The sequence below is a fragment of the Nostoc sphaeroides genome (assembly GCF_003443655.1).
GTDB lineage: Bacteria > Cyanobacteriota > Cyanobacteriia > Cyanobacteriales > Nostocaceae > Nostoc > Nostoc sphaeroides.
This window is the reverse complement of record NZ_CP031941.1, coordinates 3,616,201-3,637,118: the sequence shown is the minus strand read 5'-3', so window position 1 is coordinate 3,637,118 and position 20,918 is coordinate 3,616,201. Positions and strand designations below refer to the sequence as shown.

The 20,918-nt window shown below is 42.2% G+C and carries 15 protein-coding genes; 4 read left to right on the top strand and 11 right to left on the bottom strand.

Annotated elements, in window-relative coordinates; genetic code table 11:
* Positions 1-51: 51 nt before the first annotated feature.
* On the top strand, positions 52-1,308 hold the full coding sequence (locus D1367_RS15970) for a hypothetical protein (protein ID WP_118167313.1): 1,257 nt from the start codon (positions 52-54) through the stop codon (positions 1,306-1,308).
* A gap of 30 nt (positions 1,309-1,338) precedes the next feature.
* On the opposite strand, the gene D1367_RS15965 is transcribed toward D1367_RS15970, so the two are convergent.
* Together D1367_RS15965 and D1367_RS15960 are read right to left on the bottom strand one after the other, a co-directional pair.
* Positions 1,339-2,019, bottom strand: a complete 681-nt coding sequence (locus D1367_RS15965; RefSeq protein WP_181984853.1) for an S-layer homology domain-containing protein — start codon at positions 2,017-2,019, stop codon at positions 1,339-1,341.
* Between the two features lie 298 nt (positions 2,020-2,317).
* A complete protein-coding gene (locus tag D1367_RS15960; RefSeq protein WP_118167311.1) occupies positions 2,318-2,797 on the bottom strand; it encodes a hypothetical protein in 480 nt (159 codons plus the stop codon).
* Positions 2,798-2,988: 191 nt separating this feature from the next.
* Between D1367_RS15960 and rpiA the strand changes: the two genes are divergently transcribed.
* Complete coding sequence (gene rpiA, locus D1367_RS15955) at positions 2,989-3,699, top strand: ribose-5-phosphate isomerase RpiA (protein ID WP_118167310.1); 711 nt, start codon at positions 2,989-2,991, stop codon at positions 3,697-3,699.
* Positions 3,700-4,038: 339 nt separating this feature from the next.
* Here the strand turns inward: rpiA and D1367_RS32260 are convergent, their stop codons facing one another.
* Together D1367_RS32260 and D1367_RS15945 are read right to left on the bottom strand one after the other, a co-directional pair.
* Complete coding sequence (locus D1367_RS32260; protein WP_228674851.1) at positions 4,039-6,885, bottom strand: calcium-binding protein; 2,847 nt, start codon at positions 6,883-6,885, stop codon at positions 4,039-4,041.
* Positions 6,886-7,210: 325 nt separating this feature from the next.
* The gene (locus tag D1367_RS15945; protein ID WP_118167309.1) at positions 7,211-8,473 is read right to left on the bottom strand and encodes a DUF4347 domain-containing protein; all 1,263 of its coding nucleotides are present in this window, start codon (positions 8,471-8,473) and stop codon (positions 7,211-7,213) included.
* Positions 8,474-9,542: 1,069 nt separating this feature from the next.
* On the opposite strand from D1367_RS15945, the gene D1367_RS33095 reads away from it, so the two are divergent.
* The gene (locus D1367_RS33095; RefSeq protein ID WP_181984852.1) at positions 9,543-9,740 is read left to right on the top strand and encodes a hypothetical protein; all 198 of its coding nucleotides are present in this window, start codon (positions 9,543-9,545) and stop codon (positions 9,738-9,740) included.
* A gap of 81 nt (positions 9,741-9,821) precedes the next feature.
* On the opposite strand, the gene D1367_RS15930 is transcribed toward D1367_RS33095, so the two are convergent.
* From D1367_RS15930 to D1367_RS15900, 7 genes are all read right to left on the bottom strand, one after another.
* Positions 9,822-11,024, bottom strand: a complete 1,203-nt coding sequence (locus D1367_RS15930) for an FtsW/RodA/SpoVE family cell cycle protein (protein WP_118167308.1) — start codon at positions 11,022-11,024, stop codon at positions 9,822-9,824.
* A gap of 532 nt (positions 11,025-11,556) precedes the next feature.
* Positions 11,557-13,002, bottom strand: coding sequence for a sensor histidine kinase (locus D1367_RS15925; protein ID WP_118167307.1), 1,446 nt, complete (start codon positions 13,000-13,002; stop codon positions 11,557-11,559).
* A 10-nt stretch (positions 13,003-13,012) separates the two neighbouring features.
* On the bottom strand, positions 13,013-13,564 hold the full coding sequence (locus D1367_RS15920; protein WP_118167306.1) for a heme NO-binding domain-containing protein: 552 nt from the start codon (positions 13,562-13,564) through the stop codon (positions 13,013-13,015).
* 1,096 nt (positions 13,565-14,660) lie between these two features.
* Entirely contained in the window at positions 14,661-14,867 is a 207-nt protein-coding gene (locus D1367_RS15915; protein ID WP_118167305.1) for a phycobilisome linker polypeptide, read from the bottom strand.
* A 223-nt stretch (positions 14,868-15,090) separates the two neighbouring features.
* Complete coding sequence (gene apcB, locus D1367_RS15910; RefSeq protein WP_094349822.1) at positions 15,091-15,579, bottom strand: allophycocyanin subunit beta; 489 nt, start codon at positions 15,577-15,579, stop codon at positions 15,091-15,093.
* A gap of 65 nt (positions 15,580-15,644) precedes the next feature.
* The gene (gene apcA / locus D1367_RS15905; protein ID WP_109007264.1) at positions 15,645-16,130 is read right to left on the bottom strand and encodes an allophycocyanin subunit alpha; all 486 of its coding nucleotides are present in this window, start codon (positions 16,128-16,130) and stop codon (positions 15,645-15,647) included.
* A gap of 378 nt (positions 16,131-16,508) precedes the next feature.
* Entirely contained in the window at positions 16,509-19,784 is a 3,276-nt protein-coding gene (locus D1367_RS15900; protein WP_118167304.1) for a phycobilisome rod-core linker polypeptide, read from the bottom strand.
* Positions 19,785-20,321: 537 nt separating this feature from the next.
* Here D1367_RS15900 and D1367_RS15895 point away from each other — a divergent pair.
* A complete protein-coding gene (locus D1367_RS15895) occupies positions 20,322-20,852 on the top strand; it encodes a hypothetical protein (RefSeq protein ID WP_118167303.1) in 531 nt (176 codons plus the stop codon).
* Positions 20,853-20,918 lie beyond the last annotated feature (66 nt).

Sequence of the window (20,918 nt, the reverse complement as noted above, 5' to 3'; positions counted from 1 at the left end):
CAACTTCCATCAAGTTTTACCGATTTCGAGTAAATTTCAATTACCAATCCCATGCCAAATCGTCATTATCCTCCCGCCTACTTACGCTATCTCAAAGCCAGGTTATGGAATCTAGGGCGACCTGGTTTTTGGGGCACTGCAATTTTTTTATCTGTAGTTGGGCTAGTAACTTGGGAATACTGGTCAAACCCAAATATTTTTGTTTATAAGCAAAAAAACCAAGTCGCCTCAGAAAAACCTGCTGATTCCTCGCTGTCAGAAGAAAACAGAGCCATTGCAGCAGATATTGATAACCTGCCAGTTTTATTTAATGATTTTGACCAAGCAATTTCAGTAACGCCAAATAACCCCAAGGAAAATACTGAGACAAAAAATAGTCAAAACTCCTTAGAGGATGTAATTAAAAAACAAAATTCTGCTAATGATACCAAATTAAATCCTGGTCTAGGCGTTAATGCCGATACCTCCCCATCTGTGAAAAATCCCTTTGTTGTACAAACAGAAAATTTATTGCGGACTGGGACGGTTGATAATAATAACCAGTTTTTAGGTCTTAAGACCTTAACTACGACATCTGAACCAACAGCAGGGGAAACATCTTCTAGCTTGGGTATTGGACTTACGAATCAAACCAACAAGAATCAAAATTCTGTCTCTATCAGCCCTCTGCAAGCTGCACTCAATCAATCGACAAACCAGAAATTTTCTAGCTTCAATGGGACTGCAACTCAGACAAATACTTTAAGCCAAGCCTCTGAGCCTGGAACAACGTTGATGCCACCCATTAACAGCTTACCCAGTCAGAATTCTCTACCAAGTGCTGGGTTAAATACTGGGACAGGCTACACGTCAACGGGTACGAACTTGCAGCAAAATCCCTACAATAATTTAAATAACGGTAATAACGGTCAGGTAGTGCCTAGTAATGGTTTAAATACTGGTACAGGCTACACATCAACGGGTACTAACTTACCGCAAAGTCCCTACAATAATTTAAATAACGGTCAGGTAGTGCCTAATGTAGCACCAGTGACACCCCCAGTCACGCCTGCTGCACCATATAATATTGCACCTTACTCTAGTCAGATTCCAAGTCAAGGCGTTGTCACTCCCACAAACCCTGCGGGATATGGGAATTATGGATTGCAGCAACCGATGCAACCACCACAATCTAATTTTGGAAATTATGGGTTGCAGCAACCGACGCAACCACCACAATCTAATTATGTGTTGCAGCAACCAACACAGTCTAATTCCTTATATCTTCGCCAGATTCGAGACAGGTATAGAGGTTCAGATCAAAAGTGATTTTAAGCACCTTGGCTGGAAAAAGTCTAACTAAGGTGTTTGTGGGCTATTTGGAATAATCGGAACTTCTGGTGTTTCGGGTTGTTGCTGTTGTCGTTGTAAATATTTACTCAAGACATAGGCCATATCTCCACGGGTTACAGGTTTTAATGGAGAAATATTGCCTTGAGCATCTGTATTGAGAAATCCTTCAGTAGCTACTGTAGCGATCGCTTTTCTAGCCCAAGTTGGGATAGACTTTTCATCTGGATATGAAGCCAGAGTATCATTCACAGCGTCATCGGGAAACTGAAATACACCATAAGCCTGGGCGAAAATAGCAAGAGCTTCAGCCCTTGTCACCTTTTGGTTAGGGAAGAATTCATTGCCCCGATAGCCTTTCATAATATCAGTTTTTAAGACTGTCTGTATATCATTAAATGCCCAATGAGAACGGGGAACATCTGGAATAGCTAAATTTTCTTTGCTAACAGCTTGTCTTTTATTTAGCCCAAATGCTTTTACCATAATTGACGCTAATTCGGCCCTACTGAGTAACTTTTCTGGATAAAACTTGCCATCAGAAAAGTTTGTCATCCATTTGACAGCAGTTACCTGTTGAATGGCATCAGATGGCACTCCAGAAGTATTTTCTGGCACTGGGGTCTGAGCAATTGCTGGTAAGTTTTGTAGTAATGCCATTAAAGATAGAGTAATTGAAAGCTGACGCATCACCATAATCACTTTTAGCTGCTAACGTGAATTGAAAAAACTACGTTACTGAGGCTAACGCAAAATTTAGTGTTTTTAATAACCTGTAACTTAGCTAGTGACGAATTTAGGCTGGGCAATGTTGCTCTAGTTAGGGACTTCCAAGTAAAAAATATTCCATTGCTATTGTTCACTGTTGACGGTTGACGGTTCACGAGTTTTCAGTCAACAGTCAACAGTCAACAGTCAACAGTCAACGACTTTAATGTGGAATAATTTATTTTTTGGAGTTCCCTTATGTAGGGTATGGCTATAAATTTTAAAAATTAGGACTGTGTTCAGAATCCCAGCACTTCCCATTCTTCCAGATTCTACCAGTGTGTTCACATTCTGATTTATCCTCAATCCAAGGAATTGAAGTAGGGTAATAGGAGCTAGATGTGGGAGTAAGTGAAGACAATGCAGAAGAAAATATAGTGTAGCTACAAATCGATAGAATGATTAGAAATCCTAGAAGGAACAAGATATTGGCAGGAGTCCAAAAAGGATATAAACCTCTTTCAGAGCGTAAACGCACTTTAGAACGACGTTCTGAACCTCCTAGCAACACCAGATAGAACCTTAATCCGGGAATTGGTACTGAAACTCTTATGTCTAAAGAATGACGTTTCCTAGCACGAGAGTCCAAACACCTTTTTATGGCTTCTAATTGCTCCACCGTAAAGGTATTTGCTACTTCCGGGTCAATCTCAGCGAAAAATTGCTTAATAGTAGGATCAGTATACTGAAATTTGTTCATGAGTTTTGTATATTAATATACTTATTATTACACTAGTCATCTGCTTTGTTCCGGACACTAGGATGTTTTATTTTTTATAATTCCCTAATCAAGGAAGTAAAGATTAGCAAAAACTTGTTTTTTAGCTTTCATCTTTTGAGGTTATCTGCCCACTACTATGGACTATAGTCAGTTTTTCAGGAGTTTTGGCAATGACCGCAGCAGCAGATCCCGTAAAGTTGATGAAGCAAGAAGTTGGCAAAGCCGCCGCCGCCTTAGTAAAGTCGGGTTCTATTGTGGGGTTGGGTACGGGGTCAACAACAGCATATACGATTCAGTTTTTGGGCGATCGCCTCAAGTCTGGTGAACTTCAAGATATCATTGGTATACCAACATCATTTCAGTCAGAAGTACTGGCGAAGCAATATGGTGTACCTCTTGCCACGTTAGATGCTATTGACCACATCGATATTGCTATTGATGGCGCAGATGAAGTTGATCCGCAGAAGAATTTGATTAAAGGCGGTGGTGCAGCACATACCCGCGAAAAAGTAGTAGACTACCTGGCAGAACAGTTTATCGTTGTGGTAGATAGTGGTAAGTTAGTAGAACGCTTGGGTTCTACTTTCGCTGTGCCCGTTGAAGTGATTCCAATGGCAATTACTCCTGTGACTAATGCCATCAAAAAACTCGGTGGCAAACCAGAACTCCGCATGGGTGTAAAAAAAGCTGGGCCAGTGATTACCGATCAAGGTAATTTTGTTTTAGATGTCAGATTTGACTCTATTGAAGATCCAGTCAGCCTAGAAAAGACATTGAATAACATTCCCGGCGTCCTGGAAAATGGTATTTTCGTTAACTGTGTCGATTTAGTTTTGATTGGTGAAGTCAAAGATGGTCAGCCATTAGTACGCCAACTATAAAAGTTATAGATTTTGGATTTTAGAGACATCTAAAATCCAAAATTAAGCAATGATATCTGCACAAATTAATTATGCTTTATCCAGAACCCTTGTAGAGACGTAGCAGTGCTACGTCTCTACGTTCTTTTTCACCAAATGTCTAATATTTATTGGAAGTCGGCGGGAAACTCAATTCCCAAGAGTTAAGTGGAGAGGGATAGCCGCCCACCAACTTAGGGCATTGGGAACTCTTACCCATGCCCCATTCCCCATTCCCCATTCCCCATACCCTAAAACTCCACCCACAAGGGGATGGAGTTTTTTATTTTTAAGATAGTGGCTAGAGACTATAATTGAGCGCTAAACGATGACATCAGTACCGACTACCAGATTTGTAGCTGTGAAATTATTCAAAGTTGCAAAGGTATAAAAATTGTCACCAAAGTAGGCAAACTGAACTTGTGTAGAAGTACCCGATTGCACAAACCGCAGATAACCATCTGAAATGGGATTACTTCTACTGTAGCCTCTACTCTTAAACAAGTCAGTAAGGATTAATTTATCCTCGCTTTGATTAAAGTCAGTGATTCTATCACCATTGCTAAGGGTTCGGTAGATGAACTGGTCATTACCGCTACCGCCAGTCAGCGTATCACTAAAATCACCGCCAATGAGAATGTCATCACCAGCACCTCCAATGAGAATGTCATTACCATTACCACCAAGCAGAGTATCATTACCAGCACCACCAAGCAGGGTATCTTTACCAGCACCACTGCGTAGCAGGTCGTTACCACTCTTGCCGTCGATGCGGTCATCGCCCCCTTGAGCATTAATCACATCTGCTGAGTTGTCAAAGCCAGTGAGATTGTTGTTCAGGTCATTGAGAAAGGTAACTGTGTTCCTGTTAGAAATAGCGTTTTGGGTGGAGTTGGCATCGAAGACATCAAAGCTTTCACTAATGCTGGTTTGCCCATTAAACAGGATATTGCCTACTGCCGATGTGTTATCTAGGTTTTCCAGGAGAAAGTTTTGCAGGATAACTTTGTCATCAACCACCCCTTCAAAGGTGATTTCCAGATTACTAGCATTCTGGGTGAGTAGTAGATTTTGGGCTGTCAATCCAGCACCTTGAAATTTCAGGGTATCCACTTCGGCAATGATTGCTGCTGATGGATTTGAGCCTTTACCTAACCCACCGAAATCGGTAATGGTATCAACACCGTCACCTAAATTGTAAACAAATTTATCTTTGCCGCCGCCACCAGTTAGGATGTCGTTGCCTTGATTACCTGTGATGGTATCGTTCCCGGCTTGAGCGTTAATTATGTCACCGTAGTTCTTACCTACTAAATTATCAGCGCCATTGGTTCCATTCACCCCGTTAAACTCTAAAGCACCAATATCAACTGTACCCCTAGATATTCTGTTAAATTGACCACCTCGTTGGTCGGTGGTGATACCTGCCCGAATCAGAGAATTATTGCCTGCGTTAATGGCGGGACTATCTGCAAGTAAGGCATTAGTAAAGGTTGTACCACCATTATTTTGCAGGGGGCTGAGTCTTGGATCAATGGGGTTGGTTCTGCTGCCGACGAGGGTGCTGGTAGTAAAGCCAGTGCTAGCAGTGCGATCGCCAATTAGGTTATTACCAGCGTCGGTAAAGTTGCCGGCAACGTCGCGGGAATTACCGGAATCGTTGGGATCATCAGAATAAACTGTGTAGAAGTTGCCTGCAATGATGGTATCGCCAACTATAACAGTACCGCCATTACTGACAACACCCCCACCGTTGCCACTAACACCGTTATAGCCAAAGCCCTCTGCTGTGTTATTGGTAATAGTGTCATTGGTGAGGATGAGAGTGCCACTGTTCAAGATGCCGCCGCCAGTGTAATATACACTATTATCAGAGACAGTGCTGTTAATCAGGCTGAAAGTACCTAAGTTATAAATGCCACCGCCATCTGCCGCACCATTACCAGAGACAGTGCTGCTAGTGATATCGACAGTGCCTGAGTTATAAATGCCGCCGCCGTAAGATGGGTAGGGGTCAGGGCCTCCCCGATTTAGACCACTGGCGAACGCACTATTATTAGAGACAGTGCTGTTATTTATACTAAGTTTGCCTAAGTTATAAATACCGCCGCCATAGGCTGTGTTGAAACCGACGTTTGCATGATTGCTGGAGACAGTGCTGTTAGTTAGGCTCAGGTTGCCTTTATTAAAGATGCCGCCGCCTAATGACGACCCGTTATTGTCAGAGACAGTGCTTCCCGTCAGGTTGAGAGTGCCTCTGTTAAATATGCCGCCTACCTCCCCTTTATTGTCAGAGACAGTGCTTCCCGTCAGGCTGAGGCTGGTATTGCTATTGAGCAAAATACTGCCTAAGGGATCATTAGCATTAGCAATCTTCAAGCCATCAATGCTGGCATCTGTCCCAGAACCCGATATCTCGAACACGCCTGATGAATTATTCCCACTCACAATCAGGTTAGATGCCCCAGTCCCCAAAATGGTAATATCATCGGTAATGGTTAATTTGCCAGAGGTCAGGGTGATGATATCTGGGGTAGCATCGGTGAACACGCCCGCAAAGGTAATCGTATCTGCCCCAACGGTCGTATTGGCATTGAGGATAGCCTGCCGCAATGACCCCGATCCAGAATCGTTGGTATTAGTCACCACTGTGCCAGTATTAACAGGTGGCGAGGTGATGGAAGTCTGCACTTCGTAAGCACCAATATCAACAACACCGTTGAATATCCGGTTAAATCGAGTGCCGCGTTGGTCAGTGATGACACCAATGGGAACTAGGGAATTATTGCCAGCATCAATAGCGGGGCTATTCGCAAGTAACGCCTGGGTAAAGGTTGCACCACCGTTATTTTGCAGCAGTCCGAGTTTGGGGTCAATGGGGTTAGCACTTGTGCCGACAAGGGTGCTGGTGGTAAAGCCAATGCTACCAGTATTATTGCCAATCAGGTTATTGCCGGAGTCAATCAGCCCACCACTCACGTCGGGGTGTATATCACCGGAGGTGGACTTGTCGAAGTTGCCTGCAATGATGGTGTTACTAACCTTGATCTCGACAGAGGAATCAGAGGAACTAAAAACACCGCCGCCATTGCCAGTACCATCACCATCTGAGTCGGCTGTGTTGTTATTAATTGTAGTGCTGATTAGGGTGAGGCTGTTGTCACCCACGTAGGCTGTGCCATTGTATATGCCACCGCCATCCTCTAACGCTGTATTGCCAGAGATGGTGCTATTAATTAGAGTAGCTGAACTGCTAAAATAACCACCATCATCTCCGTTAAAAATGCCACCGCCGGAGGTTGCAGTATTGCCAGAGACAGTGCTATTGGTCAGCCTGAGAGTAGGCTGTTGACTCTGTACCCTTTAGCCCACAAGACTTCATGCAAAAACTGTGTTTTTTATTTTGGCGTAAAGATGGCTGTTACAGGCGCTTTCACACAAGCAAAAACCAGCACAAATAATTTTTCGGGAAATTACCGAAAAATAGCCAAAGTCAACAGCCTAGCCTGAGAGTACCGCCTTGATTATAGATGCCACCACCGGAGTTTGCCGTATTGCCAGAGACACTACTGTTAATGAGGCTGAGAATCCCAGCTTTACCAGAGGAAGCGTCATTAAAAATGCCGCCTCCGGCAGTATTGCCATTAAAAATCTTGCTTGCCCCGGTATTGCCATAAACACTGCTGTTAGTTAGGCTGAGACTACCACCGTTATAGATACCGCCTTGCTTATTGCCAAAGACGCTGGTGTTAGCAAGACTGAGGATGCCCCTATTAAAGATGCCACTTCCTGCTGTATTACCAGACACACTGGTGTTAGCTAGGCTGAGGATGGAAGTTCTATTAACCTTAATACTACCGCTAGCGATCGCCAGTTCATTAATATTGACACCTGTCCCTAGTCCCGATATCTCGAAGACTGTAGAGGTATTCTTTCCACTCACGGTAAGCTTAGATGTCCCAGTCCCCAAGATGGTTAGATCATCAGTAATCGTCAGTTGCCCAGAGGTGAGCGTGATCACATCTGGGGTGGCATCTGTGAATATTTCCCCAAAAGCGATCGCATCATCCCCAGCAGTAGCATTAGATAAGTTAATAGCCTCCCGGAGTGTCGTAATACCGTTATTGCGATCGCCATCATCTGTATCCCCAGTATTATTTACCGTGAACGTCGCCAGTACCCCTGCATAAGCCTGTCGCGTCGTTTCTGGAAAAACTAAACTCACTTCCATATCAGCCGTGCGGACTTCTAACTCCCAGTTACCACCTAACGCTGCATTACCAATTCGCCCACGGGAAGCGGCAATATTTGCTTTGGTGAGTTGGTGCAGTTTTTCTACAAATTCTGTCCCCGCATCACCCAAAGCCACATTGCAACCATAGATGAGTAAGTTCCAGGGGTTATCGTTTTTGGCAGAGGCTGAAAATATCTTTTGCCATAGTTGCAGTTGCTGGCTGTATTCGTCGAGGGTATCCAATCCTAAATGGGTGTTGCCCAAGTGTAAGCAACCTGGGGCACCGTGGCACACAATATGAATATTAATTAAATTCGTGCCAGCATAACTCGCTAGAATTTCTGTAATTTGTTCAACACCGTCCTGTGTCGAGTCAAGCACGAACACTTGGGTATTATCAAGCACGCCATTGACCAAATCGCTATAGTCTTCAACCGCCATGTCGATGAAGACTAAACTATGAACATAGGAAGTAGAAGTTGCAGCATTTACTTGGAAGTGTGACGTATTTAGTGTTGCCATTTCTTTACTTCGAGCTAAGGTAATGAGGGAAACTCAAACCGACTCTAGCTGCGTAATTATAGGATTTTCACACAACTAACGATAGCTAAAAATATACTAATATACTTACTAATCATTTTCCCTTTCGTTGCTATCATCTAGCAAGTTGACGCTTTTGTAAAGCAATAAAAATATGTTGTTTTACAGATTTTTGTAACTCACATATAGCATGGGGATTAAAAATCAAGCTATATGCTGCTTCAACCTGAAAAGCTCAATTTTTGGGCAAAAAATTGACAGCCCAAATTTTTTTAGGAATTATACTAGATATTAAGTTGAGCAAAATAAGTATTATGTGACAACTATGTTGCAAAATATTTAATAATATATGCATTTCAATAATTCAATCAAAATAACTATTGTCAGGTCGCGCTAACCTTGCTATACCTATTATTTAACATCCTTTGCCACTTAACAATAGCCCATTTAAGACTCCCTTAAATTTAAGGAAACTTTTTGAGCAATGTGAAAAGCAGAGATATATGAAAGTTGCAGACTGCCTCCAAAATCATCTTCTATGCGATGTCTTAATCCCAAAAATAAAGATTCTTTATCTTTGGGATATAATTTTATGTATGGCAAGTAAGTGTTCAAAACTGTTAAATATTGATCGGCAATGTAGCTTACTTCTGATATAACTTGTCCAGATATCAAGTCTTTGAATTAGCCCGAATCAATGGCCATATTTCCTAATTGTCTCAAGATATATTCTTGTGTTTATTGGTCTTCATATCGGTCAAAATAATTCATAATTAATAATTACTAATTTATAATTATTACCCCACGCATTAACGAACTTTTGGGGTTTAAGTCCCCTGCTTCTATCAAGCAGCGCGTGAAAGTATCGGGGCCTAAATCCCCGTCACAAAACGTAATTGCGAATTGCGAATTGCGAATTGCGAATTGCGAATTGCGGGGGCGTAGGAATTATGAAGGGGATCTGTTGAAAGTGTCTCCATTTGATTTATCAAGGGGCTATGATTTTCGTTATGAATTATAAATTATGAATTAATAATTATTTGGTCAAGAGATGGAGTATGTACTTGATAGATTTGCGATAAACTTTGATCCACCTCATAACTGGGTTGAAATTCCTTGTTCCACAATAAAATCAGGTAGCCATTATCTTTTAGGGCAATACAGTTCAGTTAAGCCCAAAAACCTTGGTAAAGACGCGAAATTTCGCGTCTCTACAGGTCTAAAATTAGTACCAAAAATCCTTAACTGAACCGTATTGTCTTTTAGGGCATTTGCTGCTTTTGGATATCTTCCATAATCGATTTTATTCCTGCAAAAAACTTTTGTTAGCTCAATTCCTATTTTTTTGAAATCCCCGGCGTCTGCGGCCATTTTCCAACAAGGGTTTTCGCAACGGTACTACCTCAGCTTCGCTACTCTCGCGTGCTACCCGAATCAGCAACCCAGCAGCTATTAAGCTAGCAATCATGGAATTACCACCATAACTAAACATGGGCAAAGGTAAGCCAGTAGTTGGTAGAGAACCTGTAGCAACACCAATATGAAGCAATGATTGTCCTACCAGCAAAATCGTCACGCCGATCGCTACCAATCGATGTACTATATTTTTAGCCTTTAGTGCCACAATTAATCCCAGAGTGGCAAATGTTGCTAAAAGTGCCAGTAATACCATACTGCCAACAAAGCCAAACTCTTCGGCGAACACCGCAAAAATAAAATCAGTATCCTGAATTGGTAAATAAAACAGCTTTTGTTGAGAAAGCCCAAATCCCGCTCCCCAAGTTTTACCAGAACCCACAGCTAGTAGACTTTGCACCAACTGGTAGCCATCTCCTGTTGCATCTGCCCACGGATTCAGGAATGACATTACCCGCTTACGTTGATACTCTTTGATACTAATACTGAGTAGTGCCAACATCACTCCACCAACTGCTGTCCCTCCCAAGTATTTGTAAGGTAAGCCGGCTGCTAAAGCAATTAGCCAAATAGTCATACCGCAAAGTGCTGTTGTACTCAAGTTAGGTTGAGCAAGAATTCCTAAAAGTACCAGACCGAAAATACCCAACCAAGCCAAGCGAACCCGCCAATTGATTCGTTCCCACTGACCAAAAAGCCGCGCACTTTGCAGCACCAAAAAAGGCTTAATTAATTCTGAGGGTTGAATCGGAATAGGCCCGATCGCAATCCAACGCGCTGCGTCAAAAGCCTTTTTTCCCAATCCTGGGATCAGTGTAATGAAAATTAACGTCAAAAACAGTAATAAAAACCAATGGGATAGCCCCAAAATTTTCTGCAACGGTAAATTAACAATAATATTGAATCCGATTAAGGAAACTAAGACCCAAAGCAGTTGACGCTTAAAGTAATACAACCCATCATTATGATTGCCATCAGCGACAGGATAGGATGCTGAGAATAGCATAATCAAGCCGACGAACAGCCAAATCAACGTTAACCAGCGCAACAGCCGCGCTTCTAATGCCCAGTTGGAGACTGAACTATCAAAAATTGGAATCAGGCGGCGTAGATTCACGATCAGTACAGGTAAAAAGTTAGGAATTAGGAGTTAAAAATAAAACTCATAAATCATAACTTATAACTTATAAGTAGGCTTTACAACCATAAATCTTAAAGTTGTCAACTTCAATACACCACTCGATCAATGTTTCTGACAAATTGCGTTGGCTATACCCGCCGAATGTATCCAAATTCAGTAATTTTAGAGTTGTTTTTTATACTTATATTTAGAAATAACTGGATTTAAATTAAGTATTGGAAATTCCTCAATGGGATAATTAAGCAATACGGTTCGGTTAAGGTTATGGGCCAATACGGTTCAGTTAAGGATTTTTGGTACTAATTTTAGACCTGTAGAGACGCGAAATTTCGCGTCTTTACCAAGGTTTTTGGGCTTAACTGAACTGTATTGGGTTATGGGCGGGATTTTATGGTGTGTACAAACGTTGCATTGCAACGTCTCTATAAGCGTTATTGATAGGCAACTTATCTGATCCGAATCGTATGGGATAGTTAAGAGCGATCGCTCGAAAATTGACTAAAAGTATTTATTTAATTAAACTTAATGATTGCACACAATGATTTGCTTGTTTGTTCATCGATAGGGGAATTTCAATCCAAAACTCAGTTCCTTGCCCAGGTTCTGATACACATCTTAGTGTTCCGCCATGTTTTTCAACTACAATCTGATAGCTAATTGATAAACCCAATCCTGTACCCTTACCTACAGGCTTAGTTGTGAAAAATGGATCAAACAGTCGTTCTTTAACTGCTTGTGTCATTCCTGAACCATTATCAGCAATTCGGATCACACACTTCGTTTCGATGACTTCTGTAGTAATTGTAATTGTATTAGAATGGGCATGAATTTCTGCGATCGCGCCTTTACTATTATGGTCATCGAGCGCATCGATTGCATTACTGATAATATTCATGAATACTTGATTGAGTTGACCAGGGTAGCAATCTACTAAAGGTAAATTTCCATAGTTTTTCACTACTTTGATAGCAGGATAATCAACACTATTCTTGAAGCGACTCTGTAAAATCAGCAAAGTACTATCCAATCCCTGGTGAATATTAACACTTTTCTTCTCCGCTTCATCAAGACGAGAGAAATTCCGTAGGGACAAGACAATTCCAGAAATCCGTTCGGCTCCTACTTCCATCGAACTTAGGATTTTGGGCAAATCATTTAGTAAAAAATCTAAGTCAATTTCCTTAATGTATTCTTGAATTTCTGATCCAGGATTGGTATACAATTGCTGGTAAAGATGCACAAGATTCAGCAAACACTGTGTATAATCCTTGGCATATTTCAAATTCCCGTAAATAAAATTAACAGGATTGTTAATTTCGTGAGCAATTCCTGCAACTAACTGCCCCAGACTAGACATTTTCTCAGCCTGGACTAATTGGGCTTGAGTTTGTTGTAGGTCACGAAGGGATTTTTCCAATTTTTTGGATTGAGCCTCAGCTTCAGCTAAATTCTCCTTCATTTGTAGCGCACTCTGTAGTTGTTCTCTTTGCTGTTTCAGTTCACTTGTTAACTTTTTGGCATCAGCCAAAGCAGTATTTTGAGCTTGCAGTAGAAACAGAAAATCAACAATTGGGTCGTGAATTGCAAAGTCTTTGAGTTTGATACCCAGAGGAGCCAGGTTAGTTGTATCTGTAATCCAGGGAGAACCTAAAAAAAATATTACCTCCTGCTCTGGTTGATACATCATCTGACCCTTAAGCTGCATTCCATTGTGGATAAACTCTAATATAAATAAAGCGCGGGACTGTTTAGTAATAACATCAAAATCGACCAAAATTTTTGGACGATTAATCTGGAAATGCTGCTCAATCAATTTACCAACTAGCGGTTCAGGACAAATGCGCCTTAAAACATCACCAGCTTGTACAATTTCCCGATTACGGTTAAAGGCAAAATGGAAAGGAAAAGCTTTCGTCAGCAACTCTGGCGAAAGTGTAAGGTGAGGAGGAGCCATGCTACTGCATTCAATTTGGTTTATAAATCACTAAAAATTCATCATGTTCAGCACCCTCATCTCGACTCTGGGTTTGGGTAATATAAACTTCTGTATCAAACTTGCTTCCTAATCCCTTAACTAGTCCAAGAATCATTGGTGTTAACCCTTCTCTATTAGAGCGATAATGTAAGCTCAGAGAATTTTCCTCTATATCACTACACTCAAATGATGGGGGTTGGAGTTTAGGAAAGCTAACTCCCACATGAGCATGAAGATTATCAAGGTTTTCTAAAAACTCAGGTAGTGTATCTCCACTCATATCCATCATTTCGCCATAGCCTTCTTGGGCTGTGTACTGAACCCAAAATTCTCCAAAAGCTTGCATAATCTGTGAGGCAGGTAAACTCAGAACGACACTAGCAGCTTTTACCAGCTTGTGGGTGATGTCATCGGGATAGCCTTCCATACTGAGGAAAACATCTTCATCCACCTCTGCTGTGTGCTTAATTTTTTTCCAAGTCTCTTCGCCAAAGCGACTGCACACCATATCTTGAATCGCCTTGTTCACTAATCCGTACATGGAAGCCTCTTCTTGCTGCCTTAATTTTGCTTTGTAATTTGCCCAAGACTCGATAACTAATTTCTTAAAAGGGTTATTTAAATGACAAAATTTTCTGTAGTCAAATCTTCAAATGTTTTATTAAAGTTAAAAAAATGGGGAAAATTATTCACATTTAATGCTACAAATCTTGTTATTACAACCGTATTTTCACTTATTCCATTTATCGAACAGAATTCAGGAGTCAGGAACCAGAATGGGCTAAACCTTAGCTATCCGCTAACAGAATGAATTTTGTCCGACACTTCCGCTATGCTAAGTGCATCGCTGGCAGATGAATAACCGGGTTTAAGACTCAAATTGACTTTGACAAAGAGTTTTCGGCTTAAACCAAGCGTATTGCTTTATACTCAAAGTTATCGCCTTGTAGAAATCAATACGCTTGGGTTACAGCAGATTTCAGGTAAATGAAGTACATGTATAAAACCCAAAACCTTGTAGAGACGTAGCTTTTCTTCGTCTCTACGTGTATTCGATTAGAGCGCAATCTGCTGTAAGCCAGAAAAATAAATTTGCGTAGGTTGGGTTGAGGAACGAAACCCAACATTTTCGGGCATTTGTTGGGTAAGCTGTTCCACAAATAAAATTGCATATACTGGGCGGGCAGGATGCCCACCCCACAAGAGTTATATTTAATAAGGGTTATGCAAATTAGATGTTTTTTAGCTTAACACTAAAGTTCAACCCAACCCAATACTGCTCGGTTAAGCCTCTTTTGGGCATTATAGACAACGATAGTTCAAGGGTTTCAGCCTACTTTCTTTCCTTAACCGAGCAGTATTGCAACCCAACCTACAATTATCCTTAACCCAAGCGTATTGTTGTAGAAATGTTCAACTTTTAACTTTCAGAAATACAAGCAACAAAAAAGAGGTCTTTGCTGACCTCTTAACCAATTCTCTAAAATAATGTTTTATCTACAGCAATTAGGGACTTCCAAGTAAAAAAATATTCCATTGCTATTGTTCACTGTTGACCGTTGACGGTTCACGAGTTTTCAGTCAACAGTCAACACTCAACGACTTTAATGTGGAATAATTTATTTTTTGGAGTTCCCTTACGACAACCCAGCATTAACACCTTGTTTGCCAGTTGCTAGTTCAACCTTGATGATTGTGCCGCCTGCTTTTTGAATACGTTGCTGTTCACGGAACCAGTTTTCATAAGGAACTAGCTTAGTAAAGTAGGTATTTTGCAGTTCGCGTTGGGTACGAATTCTGGTTTGGCTAGGAACTAGAGCAGTAATTTTAAAAAAACGGGCCATGTTTTGAAAATCTCCTGTAAAATTTGTGAAAACTTTTTTTATCTCAAAATCTTGAGTGCAAATCTTTTAATCATTCAAAGGCTGGAAATCAAACATCAATACTAGACCACCAACACTCATCAGTGATAATTTACCAAGATAAGCAATATAACGTTCTAGCACTCACGGCTGATTTCCAGACCTTAATAAAGTCGCACCTAAATTCTTAAGCGCAAACTAGTTCTTAGCTTAAGCCAGAAGAGATATAGTCTAAGTAAACACCCATTTCCTTACCAGCATCAGAACCAACCAAACTAGCGGTTACTTCTTTGATTGCTTGGATAGCTTGCACGGTAGCACCAACGGGAACTCCTAAAGAGTTGTAGGTTTCCTTCAAGCCATTTAATACACGCTCATCCAAAATGGAAGGATCGCCAGCTAACATAGCGTAGGTGGCATAGCGGAGGTAGTAGTCCAAGTCACGGATGCAAGCAGCATAGCGGCGGGTGGTATACATGTTGCCGCCGGGACGGGTGATGTCAGAGTATAGCAAAGATTTTGCTACAGCTTCTTTAACGATCGCAGCAGCGTTAGCGCTGATGGTGCTAGCAGCACGTACCCGCAGTTCGCCAGTAGCGAAGTAGCCTTTTAGCTTTTGTAAAGCAGAAGCGTCTAAGTATTTACCTTGAACGTCTGCGGAGTTAATTACAGCAGTAATTGCGTCTTGAGCCATGTTGTTAATTCCTTATTTCCAACCGTATTGCAATACTTGTGTTTCGGCAGAGAAACAGCATCACCCTATAGCAGGGCACCAACTAAGTAGTCGAAGTAAGTACCAGCTTCAGCAGCATCATCACCAGACAGCAATGTAGTAGCTACATTCTTCAGCCCACGGATACCTTCAGCAACACCATCGATAGGGGTTCCCAAGGACTTATACAGTTCACGCGCACCGATAACACCAATTTCTTCGATGGGGGTAACATCACCAGCAACGATACCGTAGGTAACGAGGCGGAGGTAATAATCTAGGTCACGCAGACAAGTAGCAGTCAATTCTTGACCGTAAGCGTTACCACCAGGAGACACAACATCAGGGCGCTTTTGGAACAGTTGATCGCCAGCTTGCTTAACCAGGCGTTCACGATTTTCTGTCAAAACTTGAGCAATCCGCACACGGCGCTCACCAGTAGCAACAAAAGATTTGATCCGATCCAATTCACCAGGGCTGAGGTAGCGAGCTTCTGCATCAGCATTCACGATAGCTTTCGTGACGATACTCATTAATGGATTCCTCCAAATACGAATGAAACCAGGATTTGATTAAACTGGTGTGACTTTAATTTGGTTCACTGAGTTTGTTTTCTCGTTCTTTTAGATACAACAGTTTAATAACTGTTACGGCTAATAAATTACGAGTTTTCTTGAGTCAACACAAGTACACAAGCTTTTAAACTCAGTTAACCTTCGCAAAACATTTTCCGGCATTCTGTTGAGCATTTATTACTGCTCTTAATACTTTGTAATATTGTTTTTCAGAATTTCGGGTTTTAGCTCTAATCTGAGAGCAATATTACGAAAGGTTACGAAAAGGACAGGGGACTGGGGACAGGGGACTAGGGACAGTTAATAATCTGTACCCTATTCCCTATTCCCTACTCCCTATTCCCTACTCCCTATTGAAAAGCGGTTGTAAGGCACAACATCTTCACCGAAGTAGCGGCTATACTCTTGGCTCTCGATTATTGCTTCTACAGCAGCCGACAAACCACTATCAGCTAGCAGATTGTTATACTGGCGAATTTCTTCCTGATCTGCGGGTGTACGCCCCAACAGGTGACGGAAGAGGAACTCAATCACCTTGGCATGAGGATAAGGTGATAAGAAGCGCTGGCGATAGATTTCGGAACTAGCTAGTTGACGTACAAACTCCCGGACGGAAATTTCACCATTTTGGAGTTTGCCCTCTAAGTCAGTACGGCGGAAATTATCAGGCACTTCACCGCTAAATACATCCAATATTTGACGGTAAATGGCGTTGATTGCCTGTTGTCTTTCGGCTTGGTTTGTGGTTTCAGTTAGACGGTAAATCCGTGCATGTTTACGCACAGCCACTTCCACTGATTGTCCGTTCCCATCGTTGTAGGAACGACCCAGTTCAGCAAATGAGGGCTTACCATTTGTTTGTGCTGCTATATCTGCGATCGCCTGTGTCAAAAGCGGCGTATCGCTAGCCCCGACGCGGGCTTGCACTGGCTTAAAGCTCGGTACAACTACGTCATCGTTTTGCTTGGTAAGCTGGTTGTACAGCTTTTCTGTATTCGGGAAGTTTGCCGCAGGTAGTGTCGGGAAGCGACGGTAAGGCACCGTATCTTCACCAAATACCTCGTTATATTCCACACTATTTACCAAAGCAGCAATAAAGGCACGAATACCTTGAGTAGCCAAAATCTGGTTATACTTACGGATTTCTGCTTGGTCTAGTGGCGCACGTCCTAAGAAGTGTTTGGTTCCCAACTCAATCACTTTGGTGTTGGGGTAAGGTGTGTAGAACTCTTTCAGGTAGAGGTTAGAGTAACCCAAACCTTCAATAAACTCCTTCACAGTGATTTCGCGGTTACCCAGCTTGCTTTCCCACGCCGTAAATTCATTTTTGGCGATGTAGGGTGCAATATCCCGTTCAAAAATCTGACGATAGGCAGCGCTGATCAAAGTTTTTACAGCAACTTTGTCACTGGTATTCGCCACCAACTTAAAGATTTTGGTTTGTTCGCGTTGCTTGCTGACACCTTGGTTAATGCGGAACTGAATATCTGGCTCTGACCGATTTTCTGTGACAGTACCCAGTGTGACAAAGCTCGGCGTTACTTCCTTCTGAACTTTCGCCGCCACATCTTCACGAATACTACCAACGCGCAATTGTCGCCCTGATACACCACCAGGAGTCAGATACCGTTCGTAAGGAATTGTATCTTCACCAAATGCTTCGGTGTATTCTACGCTGTTAATAATGGCATCAACTACCGCGTAAAAGCCCTGTTTAGCAGCGATGTCAAAGTACTTATTGATTTCTTGACGACCATAAGTAGGACGACCCAACAAGCGGCGGTGAATATATTCGATCGCTTTACAAACATAAAGCGATGACCAGTACAGATTGCGGAATACATCCGACTTAGCCAAAGCACGGATAAACTCCCGTACAGAGATGTCGCCGTTTTCTAGCTTGATTTCCAATACCTTCGGGCGCTGACCTTCGTAAAGATCGCGACCGAAAACTTGCAGGTAAGCAGCTTTAATCAGTGCTTGCGTCGAACTTTCAGAGAATCTGACGCTAGAACCTTTGGCAGCTTTTCTACCAATAGTACCAGGCAGTTGATCTAACTTGAACACCTTGGGCCCAAGGGTACCAGGAGCTTCACCCCGCGCATTGGGATTGCTATTTTGGTTATTAATCCCTGCCCCTTGGTGAATCAGGATGCGCTTGGTATCCTTGCCAAAAGGAGCCGGACGGGTGCTGGGGTTGCGAGTTTCTTTCGGGAAAATCGCCCCAAATTGAATTTCCAAGGGGTCATTACCGGAACCATAGGGATGTTGGTCTGGTAGTGGTTGTTCGTAAGCAGCAAATGTGGTGATGAACTGAGGTATCTTGCGGAAAGGCGCACTGTAGTTAAACAGGTCTTGCTGCGGCCCCCAGTTGCGACATTCTTGTGCTTCTTGCCCCAGACCCCGGAGGTAGGGTACTGTCTCTTCGCCAAAATAGTCGCTGTATTCAGCAGAATCTACTAAGGCATCTACTAAGGCTGCTAGACCACCGGTAGAAATAATCGAGAAGTATTTTTGTACTTCTTCGCGGCTACTGGGGCCCCGTCCCAAAATGTGACGGAAAGCTAGTTCGATGACTCGGCTGTTAATAAAAGGCTGGTAAAACTGTTTTTGGTAAAGGGGAGATTTAGCTAGACGACGGACAAATTCCTTCACGGAGATGTCGCCATTTTTTACCTTGGATTCTAGGTCAGATATCGACAAGCTATAAGCGCGGGTAATATCGCGCTCAAAGATTTGTCGATAGGTCGCTTTGATAACCTCATTTTTTTCGCTACTTGACAACCCAGTTTTCATTACAAACTTGGGACGCCGTTCTGCCGCATTAAAGTAAATTTGTGGCAGTTCCAACCCTTGCTGGTCGCTAGAGGGGCGTTGGCGGACTTTATTTGAAGGTGTGGCTGCTTTGAATTCTGTTAGCAAAACATCCATGTACTGAGACACAATCTCTGTAGCCTCAGGATCTTTGCGGAAAAAGGAAAGTGACCCGGCTTTGATTTCTTGCAAAGCTACCAGCGTTGCTTCACCAGAGCAGGCATTTTCAATGATTTCCCGCAAACCCCGTGTGTTCACCGCTATGATGTTGGGGTCGCCAGCAACGATCGCATAAGTAGCGTAGCGCAAGAACCAGGATAAATCCCGCAAGCTCTTGGCCATGTTGCTTGGGCCATATCTAGCAATGTTAATTGGTCTGAAACCCGGAGGTGTCGGGCCACTGGGGGATGAGTTAAATATTGATCGTAAATTTTCTAGGAACCCACCACGACTTTCAACGTAGGTTACAGTTCCCAGTTGCATCCCTTGCTGAACATTAGCACCAGCACTAACAGGTACTATTTCTACTTCTCTGGGCTTTTCTAAAAAAGCCATTGGCGAACCACCGACAAAAATCCGGTTAGCAGCGCGAGATACAATAATCTCGGCATTATCCGTCAGCGTCTGGGAAATTTCTAGACGCTTGGCACCAGATGCAAAATAGCTTGCCAGTTCATTTAATTCACCACTTCCCAAAAAGCGGTCTTGCTGCTCGGCTTGGGTAATTGTCGCTACAGCTAGGGTTTGATATAGTTGCGGACGCGCAACTGAGCTTCCACCACTTGCCTTAACACTCATCGGATTTGTAAAACTCCCATCATAATCATTTATGTGTTAAGTCTGGGTCGCTTTGAGGCTTGACACATCGGTGTGTCTGTGCTTTATAAGCTTGAGAGTCTGCCTGCAAAACTGCCAGTAAATTAACCCGGTTAGCTTTTAGATTAGAACGTTTTGCGTTCTCAAAGCTGGTTTATTAAGAACTGTGTAGAACCTGTAGCTTAGATACATCCAGTCTTAGGAGTACATACTCTTTTTTGGCTGAGACAAAATCTAAGTTTTGTAACTAAGCAATAGGCTAGGCACGGTCTACTGATGCCGGAAGCCTCTATTTTGATGTTTGTAGCAGTGTTTACCCTACGATTATTACAACTTATACAAAATTTTAGTTGAAATCAAATTGCCTATGGCAATGTCAGTGGACAGTAGTCATTGGTCGATGTTAAGTTGTTTTTGCTACTGGGAGCTAGATATTCATAAATAATGCTGACGGGAAATAATTCCTCAATATCGTTGAATTAAGCTTTAGCTATCGGCATTCTATATAGGGAAAATACTATGAGCAAAAGTTGTAAATTTAACTATTTATTCAATGTTACACTGTCTGCGATCGCAGTTATTTTGCTTGTCACTCCCGTGAATGCGCTTCCTGAGCAAAATATCAGTACTGTTGTGAAGTGGGCAAAGACCAGACCTTTACTACCAACACTGAGATATAACAGCGAAGCCCACGGCTACGATGGTACAAAGGGAAATTTATACTTTTATGCTGATGTCACCGAAGAAAATGGGATAGTGAATAAAGAAGGCATAACCGTTAGTGGTGATAAACGCCTCAAATTCACCACAAAAAATGCCAATGCAGTGAAATTGTTACAAAATATTTATAATTCTAATATTGGCAATGACTTCCAGAAGTCCCGATATATCACCAAAGTTGGACGTGACCAGTTTTATCGTGGACAAAAGTTTGCTTACATTGCAGCTGAGGTGCAGGGTGGCTCATCATTGCAGATAATTCCCTTGAATAAATTGCAAGATTTTATAGATAATGCCAAATTTTGCCAAACAAATCAGTGCGACGTTTAATTAGGGATTTCTAAGAAATAAACGAACCACAGAGACGCAGAGAACACAGAGAGAGGATTTTTGTGT

Bases quoted from the DNA above. Each gene is read 5' to 3' on its own strand.
- D1367_RS15970 (WP_118167313.1), top strand. From the start codon at position 52: ATGCCAAATCGTCATTATCCTCCCGCCTACTTACGCTATCTCAAAGCC.
- D1367_RS15965 (WP_181984853.1), bottom strand. From the start codon at position 2,019: ATGCGTCAGCTTTCAATTACTCTATCTTTAATGGCATTACTACAAAAC.
- D1367_RS15960 (WP_118167311.1), bottom strand. From the start codon at position 2,797: ATGAACAAATTTCAGTATACTGATCCTACTATTAAGCAATTTTTCGCT.
- rpiA (WP_118167310.1), top strand. From the start codon at position 2,989: ATGACCGCAGCAGCAGATCCCGTAAAGTTGATGAAGCAAGAAGTTGGC.
- D1367_RS15945 (WP_118167309.1), bottom strand. From the start codon at position 8,473: ATGGCAACACTAAATACGTCACACTTCCAAGTAAATGCTGCAACTTCT.
- D1367_RS33095 (WP_181984852.1), top strand. From the start codon at position 9,543: ATGGAGTATGTACTTGATAGATTTGCGATAAACTTTGATCCACCTCAT.
- D1367_RS15925 (WP_118167307.1), bottom strand. From the start codon at position 13,002: ATGGCTCCTCCTCACCTTACACTTTCGCCAGAGTTGCTGACGAAAGCT.
- D1367_RS15920 (WP_118167306.1), bottom strand. From the start codon at position 13,564: ATGTACGGATTAGTGAACAAGGCGATTCAAGATATGGTGTGCAGTCGC.
- D1367_RS15915 (WP_118167305.1), bottom strand. From the start codon at position 14,867: ATGGCCCGTTTTTTTAAAATTACTGCTCTAGTTCCTAGCCAAACCAGA.
- apcB (WP_094349822.1), bottom strand. From the start codon at position 15,579: ATGGCTCAAGACGCAATTACTGCTGTAATTAACTCCGCAGACGTTCAA.
- apcA (WP_109007264.1), bottom strand. From the start codon at position 16,130: ATGAGTATCGTCACGAAAGCTATCGTGAATGCTGATGCAGAAGCTCGC.
- D1367_RS15900 (WP_118167304.1), bottom strand. From the start codon at position 19,784: ATGAGTGTTAAGGCAAGTGGTGGAAGCTCAGTTGCGCGTCCGCAACTA.
- D1367_RS15895 (WP_118167303.1), top strand. From the start codon at position 20,322: ATGAGCAAAAGTTGTAAATTTAACTATTTATTCAATGTTACACTGTCT.